A 15,083-nucleotide genomic window follows, 5' to 3' on the forward strand; every position below is an offset into this window, starting at 1 on the left:
GGGAGGCTGTTTTTATTTGTGGGAGCGGTTCACGCCAGCCGGCGCGGCGGCTCGCCGCCCTTGAGCCAGGTATCGATGCAGTCGACCATCTGGCCATAATGAGCCCGGAAGCTTTCCTCGGTCACGTAGCCGAGATGCGGTGTCAGCACCACGTTGTCGAGCTTGCGGAGCGGGTGCTCGACCGGCAGCGGCTCGACAGAGAAGGTGTCGAGCGCGGCTCCCGCGATCCTCTTTTGCTGCAAGGCCTGGAGCAACGCGGTTTCATCCACGATCGGCCCGCGCGCACTGTTGACGAGATAGGCGGTCGGTTTCATCCGCGCGATATCGGCAGCGCTCAACAGCCCGCGCGAGCGCTCGCTCAGGACCACATGGATGGTAATGATGTCGGCCGTGGCAAAGAGCTCGTCCTTGCTCGCGTAGCCGACCCCGGCTTCGGCGCAGCGCTCGGGCGTCAGGTTCGGACTCCAGGCGATCACCTTCATCCCGAATGCCTTGGCGAGGCTTGCCACCTTGGTGCCGAGCTTGCCGAGCCCGATCACGCCCAGCGTCTTACCTTCGATCTCGGTGCCGCCGAGCTTCTGCCAGGGCTCCCCGGCATGCATGCGCGCATTCTCCTGCCCGATCTTGCGCGTCAGCTCCAGGATCAGACCCATGGTCAATGGCGCGGTCGGATCGCGGCCATATTGGGTACCGCAGACGATCACGCCGCGCGCTTTCGCGGCGTCCATGTTGATGGCTGCATTGCGCATCCCTGAGGTAATCAGGAGTTTCAGTTTCGGCAGAGCCTCGATCAGCGGACGGGGAAAGGGCGTCCGCTCCCGCATCGCGCAGACGACGTCGACGTCCGCGAGCGCACTGGCCGCCGCCTGTTCGGAGGCGAAAGGATGTACGAAGGTGGTTACGTCGAGGCGGTCGCCGAGTTTTGGCCAGTCAGCCAGGGACAGGGCTGTATCGTAATAGTCATCAAGGATCGCACAGCGCAGCCGCGTCATCGGCAAAGGTCCATTCATGGCGTGGAACAGCGACGGGAAACGTCGCGGGATGGACGCGATGGTCGCGCGCGGAGGAACGCTGCGCAAGGACCCCAGCTTCAAAAGCCGGTGCGGGACGACGGGAAATCAGTCCAGATCGGCCTTCAGGCGGAAGGCTGCGGTGTTGCCGTATTTCGCGTGCCACGCTGGCCCCGGCCCGCGCATATAGTGCAGTTCCGGCCGATAGGGGCTGAAAGCCTGGGCGAAAAAGGCGCGCCAGAAGCTCTTGATCTCGGCGACTATGCCGGATGGTTCAACGGGTTTGACCCGCCCAGAGGGCAGGGAGGTTGACGTAAGGGTCGCCATGACGGGCTCTCGCTGTTGTCACTCTCGGCTTTTCGCCGTTGGACGCGCATTAGCGCGCCGGAAGCGAGTTTCCCGCCCAGTTGATTAAAAGATGGTTTCAATTGTCGTGATCGACCGCACACATGGTTATGATCCCGTAGTCATCCGTGGTGCGCGGAGGCTTGGCGCTGGCATTCTCCGATCTTTGCCCGGTCCGAACACCGGCTCGCCGGGTTGCCCTTTGGGTGCGGCGCAGTTACATCAGCGGCAACAATTTTCCGTAAATCCGGTGGTTTCCAAGGACACGCGATGGCGCGCCAATTCGTCTATTTCATGCAGGGTCTGTCCAAGACCTATCCGGGCAACCGCAAGGTGCTCGATAACATCCACCTGTCATTCTACCCGGATGCCAAGATTGGCGTGCTCGGCGTCAACGGCGCCGGCAAGTCGACCCTGCTGCGGATCATGGCCGGCATCGACAAGGATTATACGGGTGAAGCCTGGGTCGCCGAAGGTGCGCGCGTCGGCTATCTCGAGCAGGAGCCGCAGCTCGATCCGAAGTTGAGCGTCCGCGAGAATGTGATGCGGGGCGTCGCCAAGCAGAAAGCGATCCTCGACCGTTACAACGAACTCGCGGTCAATTATTCGGACGAGACCGCCGACGAGATGACCAAGCTTCAGGACGAGATCGAGGCCCATGGCCTGTGGGATCTCGACAGCAAGGTCGACCAGGCCATGGACGCGTTGCGTTGTCCGCCGGACGATGCCGACGTCACAAAGCTCTCCGGCGGCGAGCGCCGTCGCGTCGCGCTCTGCCGACTGCTGCTCGATCAGCCTGAACTGCTGCTGCTGGACGAGCCGACCAACCATCTCGATGCGGAGTCCGTGTCCTGGCTCGAAGGGCATCTGCGCAACTACCCGGGTGCGATCCTGATCGTCACCCACGATCGCTACTTCCTCGACAACGTCACCAGCTGGATCCTGGAGCTCGACCGCGGCAAGGGCATCCCCTACGAGGGAAATTATTCGTCCTGGCTGGTGCAGAAGCAGAAGCGGCTGGAGCAGGAGGGCCGCGAGGAAGCGGCGCATCAGCGCACGCTGGCGCGCGAGCAGGAGTGGATCGCGGCTTCGCCGAAGGCTCGTCAGGCCAAATCCAAGGCCCGCTATCAGCGCTACGAGGACCTGCTGAAGAAGGCGAGCGAGAAACAAAGCCAGACTGCGCAGATCATCATTCCCGTCGCGGAGCGACTGGGCAACAACGTCATCGATTTTGAAGGCTTGACCAAGAGTTTCGGCGATCGGCTCCTGATCGACAATCTCACCTTCAAGCTGCCGCCCGGCGGCATCGTCGGTGTGATCGGACCTAACGGTGCCGGCAAGACCACGCTGTTCCGGATGATTACCGGACAGGAGAAGCCCGATGCGGGCACGATCACGATCGGCGAATCCGTGCATCTCGGCTATGTCGACCAGTCGCGCGATGCGCTCGACGGCAGCAAGACCGTCTGGGAAGAGATCTCCGGCGGCAATGAGCTGATCCTGCTCGGCAAGCGCGAAGTCAATTCGCGCGGCTATTGTTCGGCGTTCAACTTCAAAGGGGCGGACCAGCAGAAGAAGGTCGGCTCGCTATCGGGCGGTGAGCGCAACCGTGTGCACCTTGCCAAGATGCTGAAGTCAGGCGCCAACGTGCTGCTGCTCGACGAGCCCACGAACGATCTCGATGTCGACACGCTGCGAGCGCTCGAAGAAGCGCTGGAGGATTTCGCCGGCTGCGCCGTGATCATCAGCCACGATCGCTGGTTCCTCGACCGTATCGCCACGCACATGTTGGCGTTCGAAGGCGACAGTCACGTCGAATGGTTCGAAGGCAACTTCCAGGACTATGAGAAGGACAAGATGCGCCGGCTGGGCCAGGACAGCGTCATCCCGCATCGGCTGAAGTACAAGAAGTTGACGCGGTGACGGATCTCATGAGGGGCGTGGCGCTCGTTGCGATAGCCATCGCCGCCTTATGTTGTGCGCCACCATCACGCGCCGCCGATGCGGCCTTCACACAATTCGTTGCCTTGCTGTGGCCGGAAGCCAAAGAGCAGGGCGTCTCCCGCGCGACCTTCGAGGCCGAGACGCGCGGGCTTGAGCCCGACTACAAGCTGCCGGATCTGCTGCTGCCTGGTCGTCCGGCGACGGGCGCTCCAGCCCAGGCCGAGTTCGTGCAGGTCCCGGCCGACTATATCAAGGAAGCTGGGATCGCACGGCTTGCGGCGTATGGCCAAAAGCTGATGCAACAATATCGTCCGGCGCTGTCCGAAATCGAACGGCGCTTCGGCGTGCCGGCGCCGTTCGTTCTGGCGATCTGGGGCCGGGAGACCGATTTCGGCCGGTACAAGTTGCCCTATGACGCGCTGCGCGTGCTGGCGACGCAGGCCTATGTCGGTCGCCGCAAGGACCAGTATCGCACCGAATTCATCCTGGCGCTGAAGATGCTCAGCGATCATGTCGTGACGCGCCAGGATTTGCGGGCATCCTGGGGCGGTGCCGTCGGCCTCACGCAGTTCCTGCCATCGGAATATTTCAAGCATGGCGTCGATCTCGACGGTGACGGCAAGGTCGATCTCTGGCACTCGGTACCCGACGCGCTTGCGTCGGCAGCGCAGCAGCTTGTCAACAAGGGCTGGCAGAGCGGGTTGCGCTGGGCCTATGAGGTGAAAGCGCCGGCCAATGTCGACTGTACGATGGGCGTGCCTGAGGTGAAGAAGCCAATCGGCGAGTGGCTGCGCGCCGGCTTCGTCCCCGTGCGCGGGCAGAGGCTCAGCACGGCTGAGAAGGCGCAGCCAGCCTCATTGTTGCAGCCTGAAGGCATCTATGGCCCGGCCTTCCTGACCACGGCGAACTACTTCGTGATCAAGGAGTATAACTTCTCCGATCTGTACGTGCTGTTCGTCGGCCATCTCGCCGACCGCATGACGAGCCCGCTGCCATTTGCGACGCCTTGGGCGGCCTCCGAACAATTGCGCACGAAGGATGTCGAGGCCATGCAGAAGGGCCTGACTCGGGTGGGTCTCTACAAAGACAAGCTCGACGGTAAGGCGGGCATGCAGACCCGCGCCGCGCTCGGCGCGTTTCAGAAATCTGCAGGTCTGAAAGTGGACTGCTGGCCGAGTGAAGCAGTGCTGCAGGCGATCGATGCGGCTCGCTGAGCGCAGATAGCAGCAGATAGCAAAAGCCCGGCCGTCGAGGCCGGGCTTTGCGTGTTATCGAACAGAATAGCGATCAGTAGCAGACGCGAACCGGGCGGACCACCCAGCCGTAACCGTCCCAATAGCGCTCACGGCGCCAATAGCACGGCGGGGGAGCCGGGGGCGGGGCTTCTTCGACGTAGACCGGGCCGCCATAGGCCGGGCGGCTTGAGGCGATCGCACCGCCGAGCAGCGCACCGCCGATCAGGCCGGCCGCAACGCCCGCACCGACGTCGCCAGCCTTGGCGGCGGGTGCAGACACGGCCATCGAGCCTGCGATTGTGGCAACCGCCACCAGGGCGGTCAGGATCTTCTTCATCTTCCGCGATCTCCTCGAGGAGGCGCCCGATCCGGACGCCGGGTTAGGGTGACAGACACACGATCAGGGGCGGCAGCTCGCAAGGAAACACGCGAATCTGTCAACCCTCCGTAAACTTTGTCCGTTCAGGTGCGCTGGAAAAGCGGTTTTTTCTGGTCATCCCGCGCGCCGAAGGCCGAAGTTCCAGTGGACCTTCAGCGATTTAATGAAGGTGAACCGCTATTCGCACACCCTGACGCGACGGACCCGCCAGCCATAGCCGTCCCAGAACCGCTGCCGCTGCCAGTAGCAGGCATAGCCGGGATCCGCGACATAGGCCGGGCCGCCGTAATAATAGGGGCCTGGCGCGTAATAATAGCCGGGGCCGTAGCCGTACCCATAGTAGGGACCGCCGCCAGCAATGGCGCCGCCGATCAGGGCACCACCAATAAGGCCGGCGGCGACGCCTGCAGCAACCCGACCGCCCCCCGCTTCGGCTGGGGCAGGTGCCATGGCCGATGCGGCCAGCGCGGCGGTGGCGACGAGGGCCGTGAGTGTCTTCTTCATGACCGTACCTTTCTCACAGGGTCTTCGCGGCGAAAAGACCTTTCGGCGCGAAAAATTTCACACTCCGCTTGAATATTCAATGAACGGGCAGCCTCCATAGGACGACTCGACAGGAGAAATGGTTCGATTTTCGTATCGCAAATGACCCGGAATGAAGCATGACCAGCGCCATAGGCCTGATTGTCGCAGTCGGAATGACCTCGGTGTTCTTCTACCTGCTCCTGACGACCCCGGCGGATCGGCAAGGATTCCGAGGACGATCGAGAGGCGATACTTCCGGCCCAGACGGAGGCAGTTCCTCCGATCATCGCGACAGCTTCAACTCGGCAGGTTGGTCGGGTCATTCCGCGACCGACAGCATGGGTAATCCGCTCGATAGCGGGGGCTCGGACGGCGGTAGCGATGGCGGCGGGGGAGATGGCGGCGGTGGCGGTGATTGAAGGCCCGCCCTTCCGAGGGCTACCGGGCCATGTCTTCACTGACCGGGTTTGATCTGCAGCAACAGGTCTCACTTGGATTCGTTCTAGGTTGAACAGGCAGTTTGGAATCGCTTCAAAAGACCTGTTTTGCCTTTGCGCCGCCCGGCGCGGATCACTATCGATGATGGAGCATCTCGGAAGGCTAGACGGTTCATGATTGTCTGCTCCTGCAACGTCCTCAGCGACCACGACATCCGCCAGGCGGTGGAAACGGCGGAGGAACTGCCACGCAACCCCAAGCAGCTTTACGGCTGTCTCGGATGCAGCGCGGAGTGCGGCCGGTGTGCCCGTACGATCAAGACCATCATCGACGACGCGTTGGGCCCCTGCGCACGTGCCTGCCAGGCTGGCTGCCTGCACCGCCAGGATCATGCCCACGCCGAGACTCCCGCCGAAGACGTCCAGAGCCGGTTTGCGCTGGCTGCCTGCTAACCCCCCCTCACCCAAGCATCCGTCGTGGTTGTCCCTGGCGGAGGCATGATCGGAGTCGTCTCGGCTCGGCGAACCTGTTATTGACCGAGCCGCGGTGTCTAATTTTCGGAGCACATCAATGCAGGGCGACCCCAAGGTCATCGAATATCTCAACAAGGGACTGCGGAGCGAGCTGACGGCCATCAATCAATATTGGCTGCATTACCGTTTGTTGCAGAACTGGGGTCTGCTCGAGATGGCCAAGGTGTGGCGCAAGGAATCGATCGAGGAGATGAACCACGCGGACCGCTTCACCGACCGCATCATCTTTCTGGATGGCTTTCCGAACATGCAGGTGCTGGACCCGTTGCGGATCGGCCAGAACGTCAAAGAGATCATCGAGTGCGATCTCGCGGCCGAAGTTTCGGCGCGCTTGCTTTATCAGGAAGCCGCAACGTATTGCCATGGCGTCAAGGACTACGTCACGCGCGACCTGTTCGAAGACCTGATGAAGGACGAAGAACACCACATCGACTTCCTCGAGACGCAGCTCGACCTGATCAATCGGATCGGCCTCGAGCTTTACACGCAGAAACACGTCGGCGGTCTCGAATCTTCGTAGTCCTGCTCGTGCTCCGCGTCCGAAGTTCGCATTTAAATCGAGGCACTCTCGCTGGCGAACTTCGGATCGTAGAGAGCACCAGCAAGTGATTGAAAGCCGGCTCCGGACAGATCGCCGTGCCGGCTCGTTACGTGATGGTGCTGCGCTCGGCCCTCTTACACGGCGTCGGCCGGAACGAAGCAGCTGATGACGATGCTGCCGCGGTGGTGGACGTACCACACCACGGCCTCACCGACGGGATTGCCGCGGTCGCGGATGACGGCATGCGCGGGAACCTGCATCCATTGCCCCTCGATCGGAACCCAATAGCTGCCGTCGCGCACTTGGTAGTCCGTCCGATGGCCATCGGAGATGTCGCAGCAGGGGACACCATTCGGCGCGATCACGCTCTTGAACCATGCGCGGATATCCGGCGGCACGTTCTCGAACTGGCCGTTGTCGAAAGCGAAGGCTGCCGTTGCGAAGGCCGCCAGACATGTCAGCATCGCGACCTGCGGGAGTCTTGGCATGGCAGCCTCCGTGGAACACGTCACTCCGCCCGCCGCGGCGCCGTCGCGAGCAGCTCGCGCAGCGGCTCGAGATAGAATTTCGCCGAGCCCGTCGTCAGATGGCCTCGCGTCTCCGTGGAAGCCGGGATCAGGTAGACCCTGCCGTTCTTGACCCGCTTCATAGCCTCAGCGGTGACGCCGGTCTCCGGCGGATTGCGCTCGTCATCGGCTGAGTTGATCAGGAGTACGCGCGCCTCGATCTTCTCGAGGTCCGCCGACGGATTGTAGTCGTGCGAGGACTCCCACTGGTAGATGAAGTCGTTGGCATCGGCCGGCATCGGCGCGGCAAGGCGCGCATCGACCATCTTGTCGGCCTTGGCGGCGGTCGGAGCCTGCGCCTGATAGGCCAGCGTGCCGCCGGCCGACGCGATGCCGTAGGCCACGACGGCGTATTTCATCATGCGCGGCTGGCTCGTGTAGTTGCCGCCATTGTAGTCCGGATCGTTACGGATCGTGTCCAGCATGATCCGGCGCAGCATCCAGTTGCGCGCCGCCATCTCGGTCGGCTGTGAAGCCATCGGCGCCAGCGCATCCATGAAATCAGGGTAGCGCGTGCCCCAGATCCAGCTGTGCATGCCGCCCATCGAATTGCCGATCACGAGCCTGAGATGCTTGATGCCCAGTCCTTCGGTCACCAGCCGGTATTGCGCGTCGACCATGTCGGCATAGTCGTAAGCGGGGAACTTTGTCTTCAGCCCGTCGGACGGCTTGGACGATTTGCCGTGGCCGATGCTGTCGGGAAGAATGATGTAGTATTTTGTGGCGTCGAGCGGCTGGTCCTTGCCGAACAGCTCGCCGGCAAAGGCAGGTGACAGCATGCTTGCCGCCGAGCCGCCGGTGCCATGCAACACCAGCACCGGTTGGCCGCTGGGCTCGCCGACGGTCACATAATGTAGCCGCAGCTCCGGCAGGCGCTCGCCGGTGTGGAACTTGAAATCCTTGACGACGAAGTCGCCTTGCTTGGGTGCCGGATAGTCGCTCGCCAGTGCCGCTATCGAGCTCAGCAGCAGCGCCGCAATAGCGGCGATGACTGATCGTGTCATGTTCGTCTCCCCCGGATGGACGCGCTCTGATGGCGGGCCTTGGTCGCAGATTAGCACGGAACCATCCGGCAGCCGAAAGGGCGATTCACGGCTTGTCCTCGATCTCGGTCTCGGGGCGATCGCCGCCGGAGGCCGTCTCGGTGTGCCATTTTCCATCGGCCGTCTCGTATTCGATCGCCTCGGTACGGCCCGGCGTGCGCTGTTCCTCAGCGGCGCGCTTGGCGGCGGCGAGCGCTTCGGCATGGGACGGAAAACTCTCCGAAAAAGCGCCGTCCACCGTGTAGGCCCAACCGCCATCATGCTGAACGATCCGATAGGTCACGTGTGTCATTCATGCCTCGCTTTGTCGACGTCGATTGCCGCAGGTGAAACGGCCGTCATTCTAGGCCAAGATAAGCGCGAGGCGATGTCTTTCGAGACCGGGAACCCCTATCCGAGCGGAGAAACGGGATGTGCCGCAACATCAAGACGCTGTTCAATTTCGAGCCGCCGGCGACGGAGGATGAGATCCACGCCTCCGCGCTGCAATTCGTGCGTAAGCTGTCCGGCTTCAACAAGCCGTCGCAGGCCAACGAAGCGGCGTTCGAACGGGCGGTGCAGGAGGTCTCCGAGGCGGCGCGGCGGCTGCTTACCTCGCTGCACACCCAGGCGCCGACGCGCGATCGAAGCGGCCAAGGCCAAGGAGCGCTCGCGGGCGAGATTTGCCGGCCGCTGAAACAGCACGATCGGCGCGCGGCGTGCGACAGCGTCAGAACGCCTCGTCGGGCTTATGCTTCTTGTGCTTCTTCTTTTTCTTGTCTTTTTTCTTCTTGTGATGGTGCGCGTCGTCGAGATGCGGATCGTCGTCCTCGAAGGCGTCGTCCAGCGCATCGTCGTGTTCGACGGCGGCAAAGATGTCGCGCACCGCAAGCTGGGTGGCGTCGCGCTCATGCGCCTCGCGCTCGCGCGTCCGCTTGTACTCTTCATACGCCTCGAAGAGCTGATGCAGCCAGGGCATGATCTGATCGATCGTCGGCAGGGTGCCGGGCGGACCCTGCTCGCCGCGGGGCCCTTGCGGACCCGGGGCGCCGGCCGGACCCTGCGGACCGATCGGGCCCGGTTTGCCGGCTTCTCCCCGCGGTCCTTGCGGCCCCGGCTTGCCCTGTGGACCGGGCTTGCCGTCCGGCCCCGGCTTGCCGCGCTGGCCGTCCGCTCCGCGTCGTCCCGGCTGCCCCTGTGGTCCTCGCGGACCCGCAGGTCCCTGATGCCCTCGACTCGCCGGATTTCGCGCCACGCGTACAACTCCTGATTCGCACGCGAATCTAGCAGACGCGCGACGAGACCAGCAATTATACGCGCCGGCCTTGCCCGATCGATCAACATCAAACGATGGCCGGCGCCGCGCTGTAAGCCCTGTGCTTACGTCCCATAGGCCGGCACGTCGACGCCATCAGCCGCATAGATCCGGATCTTGTTGCGCAAGGTGCGGACCGGCATCCCAAGCAGCCTGGCAGCATGGGTCCGGTTGCCGTGGCAGCGCGCGAGCGTCTGCACGATCAGCTCGCGCTCGACCTCCGAGAGCGGCATTCCGATCAGGAGCGGAACGACCTCGTTGGCGGGGCGCGCCGCCGCCGCGATCGAGCCAGGCTCGATGATGAATGGGCTTGCGGCATAGGGTGTGAACTCGCGTGACATGTAAACCTCCGGATTGAAGTCCCGCCTAAGTTGTATGTGGAGTCGAGACTCAACTAGCACCTGCCCGTAAACAAACTGGTCCGACAAAGTTAACGAGACCTTAACGAGGACTACCATTGCGGGTATTGGCGTGGGAAATCGCCAAAATGCCATTCTTTCGCGAGATCTCCGACCCATTTCGGCGCGGAATGTGGCGAAATGCAAAATTAACGGCCGCGCCAGCCGATGCTTGGCAGCCCGGCAACCGCGCGCCAGTGTGGCCGCCATGGCCGCGACCACCACGATATCCGCCGCATCGCTCAGAGCCGGGCTCGAACGGCTGCTGCAGGCGCCCGAGATCGATTGGCAAGAGGCGGCCGAGCTCGTCTCCGAGATTGCCCGGGACAGCTCCGAGCTGGCCTTGCGCCAGGCGGCAAGCCAGGCGCTGTCGATCGTGCGCGCGGCGGCGATGTCCCTCGCTGACCATGCCACGCACGAGGCGGCGCGCCGGCGCCTGCTCGTCGTGCTCGACGTGCTGGTCGAATTGACCACGCCGCGGTTCGGCCGGCGCGGCACCCAGCCGAAGCCGCTCAGCCCCGACCAGCGCGCCCGCAAGCTGTTGGGCCTGCCGATCGACGGCCCGCTGTCCAGCGCCGAGATCCGCGGCGCCTTTCGCCGTGCCGCCAAGCTGATGCATCCGGATACAGGCGGCAGCGCGGAGGCGTTTCGCGAGCTCGCGGCCGCGCAGGATGCGCTGATGAAAGCTCGCTGAGGTTGTATTTTGCCTCGCGGTCTCCGTCATGGGCGTCTACGCCAGGCGCCACATGTACTTCGCCGTGCCAGGAGCTAAATTCGGCCCTACCGATTCGATTGGTCTCACCGCGGCATCTCCCGTTCGACACCCACTGGAGCGTTTTTCAATGACCATTGCGTCCTTCCTTCGCACTGCGCTGGTGGCACTCACGACTGCCGCCGCCGCCGTGCTGCCCACCACGGCGCATGCGGATGGCGGCTTCATCACGCTGACCATCTACAAGGCCGGATGGATCATCGGCGGCTCCGGCGGCAGCGGCGTTCTGAACTTCCACGGCCGCGCCTATCCGCTTTCGACCGGCGGCCTCGACTACGGCCTGGTGTTCGGCGGCTCGCGCACCGTGCTGCGCGGCCGCGTCAGCAACATCTACCGTCCGTCGGACGTCGAGGGTGTCTATGGCGCGGCCGGCGCCGGCCTTGCGGTCGGCCGCGGCGTGCGCGGCATCGTGCTCACCAACCAGAAGGGCGCGGTGCTGGAGCTCTCCGGCGAGCAGGTCGGCCTGCTGGCCAATGTCGATCTGTCGGGGCTTGCGATTACGCTGCGGTAGACGGCGGGTCTTTCGACCGAACCAGCTGTCGTCACCCGCGAAAGCGGGTGATCCAGCATTCCAGAGACGCTTGTCGTCATCCAAGCCGTCTCGGCGCACGGGATCGGCGGGCAAGGTGGGCGCTGACAGCTGAGGGGCCGGCTTGCGGCCTGCCACGTGCTCCGTCGTGTCGAGCGAAGCGACATCGCTCACGCCGGTACATGACACGTCTGGCGACATCCCGAACTCCCCCTCCAAACAGCCTGGCACGGCTTCGCAGTCTCGCGGCGCATGACGCCCGAGTGATGCGGCAGTCAGTCCCTCCTGAAAATCGAGAGGGCGCAGGGAAGGCCGGATGCTTGGCCAGCACCCATGGCCCGCCTGCGAAAAAAATGCAGGCGGCAGGTACCACAGGTACGGCCGAACAACCGGCCTTCCCTGCGCGAAGGCTTTACGGCTTATACGTGATCTCCTCGGGGACCGGCTTTCTTGCCCCCGTTGCGACAATGCGCGGAGCGCATCGCGTGCGACAACGCTGACGCGTTGCGCAGGCATCAGCACCGGGATGCCAGGACCACACGACTTCACCGTCCGCGAAACGCCGGCGTTCGTCCAACGCGGCGCTCACGGCCATCGCAGCCCGGCTCCGCGTATCGTGACGACGCGTACGCCCTCTGCATGGAGGCGGGTCAGGCGTAGGAAAGCACAATTTCTGAAAAACGGAAGTAGAATATTTTTTGCCCGGCGGCTTTACATCGCGCGACGCGTTGAAAGTGCGGATGAAATTCGTCTGTCGGCGCGAGGATTTTCGGTGCGATTTTCCGGCTTTCCGCGAGGCCGTCGTGAGGCCATCGCGCATCGATTTGCCCGGCGGGCACAGGACCTGGCCAATCCATCGCCGTCATTGCGCGCGCGCTCGCTGTGCGTCCCGGAACGAGAGGAGAGCAGCTAAGCGCTCGCCACATGCGCCGCCAGTTCCAGCCACGGCTGAAGCGTCCAGGCGCCCGACGCGGCGCCGGAGGGGGAAGCAAGCACGAAGATGTCGGGGAAGTCAGCCGCCGGCGGCTGCCGGCCGAGTGCGATCCGGGTCGTCGGCCGGCCATAGAACAGGCTTGCAGCCTTCTTGCTGGTGAAAGCGACCGTGCGCGGCCGATGGCGCCGCATCTTCTCGACCAAGCCGGCGACATCGACGCCGGCCTGCAGCGCGACATGGTCCATGCCGGCGCCGTGCTTGCAGAGATCGGTGAAGCCGATGCCGAGCTTCAGCAATTCGGGAAACTCATGCGGCTGATACAGCCGCGGCGTCAGCCCTGTCGCGTGCAGAGTGCGCCAAAAGCGGTTGCCGGGATGCGCGTAATAGTGGCCAGTCGCGGCCGACCGCTCGCTCGCCGCCGTGCCGACGAAGACGAGGCGGAGGTTCGGTGCGAGCTGGTCGGGCAGGCGGTGCCGCACGTCCGCGCCGGCATGCCCAGGCGCTTCTTTCAAGATTTTCCGATCTTGATGATTTCGCCGGTGCGCGGATTGATCGCACGGGGCGGCCCATCCTCGTCGTCATCATCCTCGTCCGGCCCGGGATATTGCTCGGGCGCCTTGCCCTTGGCCGCAACCACGCGCGGATAGCGCAGCTTCGGCTGCTTCGTCCCGGTGGCCTTCAGCGTGATCCGGAACAGCCAGTCGTCGCCATAATCGAACAGGAACAGCAGCGTATGGCCGACCTCCGGGAAAGCCTGCGCGATCCGCGTCTTCTCGACGCCGAGCACTCCGGCGGCGGCCTCGCCGATATCGGCAAACAGCTCATATTGCGGATGGACGACCTTGATCTTCGACAGCGTCAATCCGGTGTAGAAGCCGAAGGCGTGGTCGAAGTCGAAACCGAACGCCTGCACGATCGCTTCGGCCAGCCTGTACAGCGACTTGGTCGGATCGATTTCGATGTCCCGATAGACCGAGCGCCCGCCGTCGAGCGCGGCGCGGAGGATGAACGTCTCGGTCTGAGCCATGCCGGTCTCCCCGGGCGAGCGGCAGCAGCACGCCCGCGACCAGCATATACGGCCGCGACCGTCCAAGCGAGGCCGGGAGCCGGCGTCGAACGCGATTGTCCCCCGTCACATGGCCCGCGGCAGAACTGTCAGCGCTCCGCCCATGGATCGGCGACCGCCATGTGGCGGCCGCCGTGGCACGGAGGCATACGCCGGGCCGGACCTTACAGGGTGCAGCGGCGCTCGTCGCGCAGCTTGAGCTGGATGGCGTTGGCTTCGCCGAAGGTCGCAACCGGCTGGCTCACGACCTTGTAGGTCGACGGCCATTCGACCGGCTTGGACTGCAAGTTGGTATTCCAGATCTGGCAGATGCCGGTGTTATCCCAGCGGATCACGTAATAGCCGGCCACGGGCGCAGCATGCCGAGGCGCGGCGAGTGCGGGCACGACGGAAGCGGCAGCAATACCGGTGGCGGCAACGAGAGCGGTCAAGCGACGCATCGGAAATCTCCCCTAACGAACAGAACCCCAGCCGCCACGGCCGACAACGCGCGCGACGACGCCGATCCGCGCCTGCGGATGGGCGATGGACTCCTGCGACAAAAGCGCGCTGCTGGCAAGGTGGCAGCGTGACCGCTCACAGCGATGTCAGGGGAGGGGCAGTGCGGCGACGCCGCAATGTGGGGCAAGATCAGAGGCGTGCTTCTCGGTCGTGCCAGATGCGCGTGATCAGGATGTCCTGCATTGAACCGATCCTTAGTCTCACTCGGGGTCGTCGTAGCAGATGTCGTGGGTCGTGATCCACTGCGTGCAGTTGCCGTTCGCGTCCCAGCCGATGCATTCCTTTCGGAAGTTGCACGGATGGATGTTGAAGCCCTGGCCGAACTGGCCCTTCTCCAGCACGGCAACTGGATCGATCTCGACCCCTCCGCCGATCGTCGCGGTCATCGGGCCGAAGGAGCGGACCCGTTCAACGAATTGTCGCACGGGTTTGCCGGTGGCATCGAGCAGGAATCGTCCGTCGGGTGAGATGGTCAGGGTTTCGCGCTTTTGATTCGACATCCGTTAGTCTCCGGCTGGGAGGAACTGTCTGGCACCAGGACTGTCGTGCGTCGGGCCTATGGAGTGTTGGACCGGCCCGGCTCGCAGGCGGGCCATACGCGCAGGTCTCGTGACGTTCAGACGGCGAAGGCCTCAGCACGTGATCGACGGCAAAGACCCCGTGCAGTCGCAGGTCGGCGACGGTGGCTCGCCGTCGGGATATGTGCAGGTCTTGCTGACGCAGCCCATGCCTTCACAGCAGCAGGTGACCGTGTAGCTGCCCTTGCCGCGCAAGCGGTGGATCAGCATGTAGCCGTGCGACGTCGGGCGGACGTCGATCTCGACTTCGATCCCCTGGCCCAGCGAGCGAACCTCCATCCCATCCTCCCACGGCTTGTCAGAATGGGAAAAAGGCTACCACAACCTGTGGATGTCGTTGCGTTGACATGTATCAAATCTAAGGGAGTGTCGGCGCCCTCAGCCGCTGCCGGGTCGTTCGCCGTGATACCGGAGCTATCATTTCCGAAGCGTGGCGATGCCCTCGATCTCGA

General features: G+C 63.8%; 21 protein-coding genes and 1 pseudogene. 7 read left to right on the plus strand and 15 right to left on the minus strand.

From position 1 onward, the window contains the following. Positions 1-29: 29 nt before the first annotated feature. Together QX071_RS09735 and QX071_RS09740 are read right to left on the minus strand one after the other, a co-directional pair. The gene (locus tag QX071_RS09735; protein ID WP_315701034.1) at positions 30-992 is read right to left on the minus strand and encodes a D-2-hydroxyacid dehydrogenase family protein; all 963 of its coding nucleotides are present in this window, start codon (positions 990-992) and stop codon (positions 30-32) included. A gap of 126 nt (positions 993-1,118) precedes the next feature. Continuing rightward, positions 1,119-1,337, minus strand: coding sequence for a hypothetical protein (locus QX071_RS09740; RefSeq protein WP_315701033.1), 219 nt, complete (start codon positions 1,335-1,337; stop codon positions 1,119-1,121). A 288-nt stretch (positions 1,338-1,625) separates the two neighbouring features. Here QX071_RS09740 and ettA point away from each other — a divergent pair, with 288 nt between their 5' ends. Beyond that, on the plus strand, positions 1,626-3,278 hold the full coding sequence (gene ettA, locus QX071_RS09745) for an energy-dependent translational throttle protein EttA (protein ID WP_315701032.1): 1,653 nt from the start codon (positions 1,626-1,628) through the stop codon (positions 3,276-3,278). 8 nt (positions 3,279-3,286) lie between these two features. Further along, a complete protein-coding gene (locus QX071_RS09750) occupies positions 3,287-4,513 on the plus strand; it encodes a lytic murein transglycosylase (protein WP_315703083.1) in 1,227 nt (408 codons plus the stop codon). A gap of 73 nt (positions 4,514-4,586) precedes the next feature. Here the strand turns inward: QX071_RS09750 and QX071_RS09755 are convergent, their stop codons facing one another. Together QX071_RS09755 and QX071_RS09760 are read right to left on the minus strand one after the other, a co-directional pair. Continuing rightward, on the minus strand, positions 4,587-4,871 hold the full coding sequence (locus QX071_RS09755; RefSeq protein WP_315701031.1) for a hypothetical protein: 285 nt from the start codon (positions 4,869-4,871) through the stop codon (positions 4,587-4,589). Positions 4,872-5,090: 219 nt separating this feature from the next. Then, the gene (locus tag QX071_RS09760; RefSeq protein WP_315701030.1) at positions 5,091-5,417 is read right to left on the minus strand and encodes a hypothetical protein; all 327 of its coding nucleotides are present in this window, start codon (positions 5,415-5,417) and stop codon (positions 5,091-5,093) included. A 632-nt stretch (positions 5,418-6,049) separates the two neighbouring features. On the opposite strand from QX071_RS09760, the gene QX071_RS09765 reads away from it, so the two are divergent. Together QX071_RS09765 and bfr are read left to right on the plus strand one after the other, a co-directional pair. Continuing rightward, positions 6,050-6,328, plus strand: coding sequence for a bacterioferritin-associated ferredoxin (locus tag QX071_RS09765; RefSeq protein ID WP_315701029.1), 279 nt, complete (start codon positions 6,050-6,052; stop codon positions 6,326-6,328). A 118-nt stretch (positions 6,329-6,446) separates the two neighbouring features. Continuing rightward, positions 6,447-6,929 carry a bacterioferritin gene (gene bfr, locus QX071_RS09770; protein ID WP_315701028.1) on the plus strand — a complete coding sequence of 161 codons (483 nt, stop codon included), beginning with the start codon at positions 6,447-6,449 and terminating at the stop codon, positions 6,927-6,929. 155 nt (positions 6,930-7,084) lie between these two features. On the opposite strand, the gene QX071_RS09775 is transcribed toward bfr, so the two are convergent. The 3 genes from QX071_RS09775 to QX071_RS09785 all read right to left on the minus strand — a co-directional run bounded on the left by QX071_RS09775 (position 7,085) and on the right by QX071_RS09785 (position 8,851). After that, positions 7,085-7,438, minus strand: coding sequence for a hypothetical protein (locus QX071_RS09775; RefSeq protein WP_409977735.1), 354 nt, complete (start codon positions 7,436-7,438; stop codon positions 7,085-7,087). A gap of 20 nt (positions 7,439-7,458) precedes the next feature. Next, positions 7,459-8,520 carry an alpha/beta fold hydrolase gene (locus QX071_RS09780; protein WP_315701027.1) on the minus strand — a complete coding sequence of 354 codons (1,062 nt, stop codon included), beginning with the start codon at positions 8,518-8,520 and terminating at the stop codon, positions 7,459-7,461. Positions 8,521-8,605: 85 nt separating this feature from the next. Further along, complete coding sequence (locus QX071_RS09785; RefSeq protein WP_315701026.1) at positions 8,606-8,851, minus strand: DUF2188 domain-containing protein; 246 nt, start codon at positions 8,849-8,851, stop codon at positions 8,606-8,608. Positions 8,852-8,970: 119 nt separating this feature from the next. Here QX071_RS09785 and QX071_RS09790 point away from each other — a divergent pair. Further along, positions 8,971-9,235 (plus strand): annotated as a pseudogene (locus QX071_RS09790) (DUF2277 domain-containing protein). Between the two features lie 33 nt (positions 9,236-9,268). Here the strand turns inward: QX071_RS09790 and QX071_RS09795 are convergent. Together QX071_RS09795 and QX071_RS09800 are read right to left on the minus strand one after the other, a co-directional pair. Further along, positions 9,269-9,793, minus strand: coding sequence for a collagen-like protein (locus QX071_RS09795; protein ID WP_315701025.1), 525 nt, complete (start codon positions 9,791-9,793; stop codon positions 9,269-9,271). A gap of 125 nt (positions 9,794-9,918) precedes the next feature. After that, positions 9,919-10,194, minus strand: a complete 276-nt coding sequence (locus tag QX071_RS09800) for a helix-turn-helix domain-containing protein (protein WP_315701024.1) — start codon at positions 10,192-10,194, stop codon at positions 9,919-9,921. 265 nt (positions 10,195-10,459) lie between these two features. Between QX071_RS09800 and QX071_RS09805 the strand changes: the two genes are divergently transcribed. After that, positions 10,460-10,945, plus strand: a complete 486-nt coding sequence (locus QX071_RS09805) for a J domain-containing protein (protein ID WP_315701023.1) — start codon at positions 10,460-10,462, stop codon at positions 10,943-10,945. 148 nt (positions 10,946-11,093) lie between these two features. Beyond that, positions 11,094-11,534, plus strand: a complete 441-nt coding sequence (locus QX071_RS09810; protein WP_315701022.1) for a hypothetical protein — start codon at positions 11,094-11,096, stop codon at positions 11,532-11,534. A gap of 668 nt (positions 11,535-12,202) precedes the next feature. Here the strand turns inward: QX071_RS09810 and QX071_RS09815 are convergent. The 6 genes from QX071_RS09815 to QX071_RS09840 form a co-directional block, all read right to left on the minus strand. Next, positions 12,203-12,418, minus strand: a complete 216-nt coding sequence (locus QX071_RS09815) for a hypothetical protein (RefSeq protein ID WP_315701021.1) — start codon at positions 12,416-12,418, stop codon at positions 12,203-12,205. A gap of 43 nt (positions 12,419-12,461) precedes the next feature. Further along, positions 12,462-12,998, minus strand: coding sequence for a mismatch-specific DNA-glycosylase (locus QX071_RS09820; RefSeq protein WP_315701020.1), 537 nt, complete (start codon positions 12,996-12,998; stop codon positions 12,462-12,464). After that, positions 12,995-13,513, minus strand: a complete 519-nt coding sequence (locus tag QX071_RS09825; protein WP_315701019.1) for an IS1096 element passenger TnpR family protein — start codon at positions 13,511-13,513, stop codon at positions 12,995-12,997. Before QX071_RS09825 ends, QX071_RS09820 begins: the two co-directional genes overlap by 4 nt. Positions 13,514-13,716: 203 nt before the next feature. Then, entirely contained in the window at positions 13,717-13,992 is a 276-nt protein-coding gene (locus tag QX071_RS09830) for a hypothetical protein (protein ID WP_315701018.1), read from the minus strand. Positions 13,993-14,253: 261 nt separating this feature from the next. After that, complete coding sequence (locus QX071_RS09835) at positions 14,254-14,553, minus strand: hypothetical protein (protein WP_315701017.1); 300 nt, start codon at positions 14,551-14,553, stop codon at positions 14,254-14,256. A 132-nt stretch (positions 14,554-14,685) separates the two neighbouring features. Further along, on the minus strand, positions 14,686-14,910 hold the full coding sequence (locus QX071_RS09840; protein WP_315701016.1) for a hypothetical protein: 225 nt from the start codon (positions 14,908-14,910) through the stop codon (positions 14,686-14,688). Between the last annotated feature and the right edge of the window lie 173 nt (positions 14,911-15,083).

Origin of the sequence: Bradyrhizobium sp. SZCCHNS1022 (genome assembly GCF_032484835.1) — a bacterium.
Lineage (GTDB): Bacteria > Pseudomonadota > Alphaproteobacteria > Rhizobiales > Xanthobacteraceae > Bradyrhizobium.

Bases quoted from the DNA above. Each gene is read 5' to 3' on its own strand.
- QX071_RS09735 (WP_315701034.1), bottom strand. From the start codon at position 992: ATGACGCGGCTGCGCTGTGCGATCCTTGATGACTATTACGATACAGCC.
- QX071_RS09740 (WP_315701033.1), bottom strand. From the start codon at position 1,337: ATGGCGACCCTTACGTCAACCTCCCTGCCCTCTGGGCGGGTCAAACCC.
- ettA (WP_315701032.1), top strand. From the start codon at position 1,626: ATGGCGCGCCAATTCGTCTATTTCATGCAGGGTCTGTCCAAGACCTAT.
- QX071_RS09750 (WP_315703083.1), top strand. From the start codon at position 3,287: ATGAGGGGCGTGGCGCTCGTTGCGATAGCCATCGCCGCCTTATGTTGT.
- QX071_RS09755 (WP_315701031.1), bottom strand. From the start codon at position 4,871: ATGAAGAAGATCCTGACCGCCCTGGTGGCGGTTGCCACAATCGCAGGC.
- QX071_RS09760 (WP_315701030.1), bottom strand. From the start codon at position 5,417: ATGAAGAAGACACTCACGGCCCTCGTCGCCACCGCCGCGCTGGCCGCA.
- QX071_RS09765 (WP_315701029.1), top strand. From the start codon at position 6,050: ATGATTGTCTGCTCCTGCAACGTCCTCAGCGACCACGACATCCGCCAG.
- bfr (WP_315701028.1), top strand. From the start codon at position 6,447: ATGCAGGGCGACCCCAAGGTCATCGAATATCTCAACAAGGGACTGCGG.
- QX071_RS09775 (WP_409977735.1), bottom strand. From the start codon at position 7,438: ATGCCAAGACTCCCGCAGGTCGCGATGCTGACATGTCTGGCGGCCTTC.
- QX071_RS09780 (WP_315701027.1), bottom strand. From the start codon at position 8,520: ATGACACGATCAGTCATCGCCGCTATTGCGGCGCTGCTGCTGAGCTCG.
- QX071_RS09785 (WP_315701026.1), bottom strand. From the start codon at position 8,851: ATGACACACGTGACCTATCGGATCGTTCAGCATGATGGCGGTTGGGCC.
- QX071_RS09800 (WP_315701024.1), bottom strand. From the start codon at position 10,194: ATGTCACGCGAGTTCACACCCTATGCCGCAAGCCCATTCATCATCGAG.
- QX071_RS09805 (WP_315701023.1), top strand. From the start codon at position 10,460: ATGGCCGCGACCACCACGATATCCGCCGCATCGCTCAGAGCCGGGCTC.
- QX071_RS09810 (WP_315701022.1), top strand. From the start codon at position 11,094: ATGACCATTGCGTCCTTCCTTCGCACTGCGCTGGTGGCACTCACGACT.
- QX071_RS09815 (WP_315701021.1), bottom strand. From the start codon at position 12,418: ATGACGGCGATGGATTGGCCAGGTCCTGTGCCCGCCGGGCAAATCGAT.
- QX071_RS09825 (WP_315701019.1), bottom strand. From the start codon at position 13,513: ATGGCTCAGACCGAGACGTTCATCCTCCGCGCCGCGCTCGACGGCGGG.
- QX071_RS09830 (WP_315701018.1), bottom strand. From the start codon at position 13,992: ATGCGTCGCTTGACCGCTCTCGTTGCCGCCACCGGTATTGCTGCCGCT.
- QX071_RS09835 (WP_315701017.1), bottom strand. From the start codon at position 14,553: ATGTCGAATCAAAAGCGCGAAACCCTGACCATCTCACCCGACGGACGA.
- QX071_RS09840 (WP_315701016.1), bottom strand. From the start codon at position 14,910: ATGGAGGTTCGCTCGCTGGGCCAGGGGATCGAAGTCGAGATCGACGTC.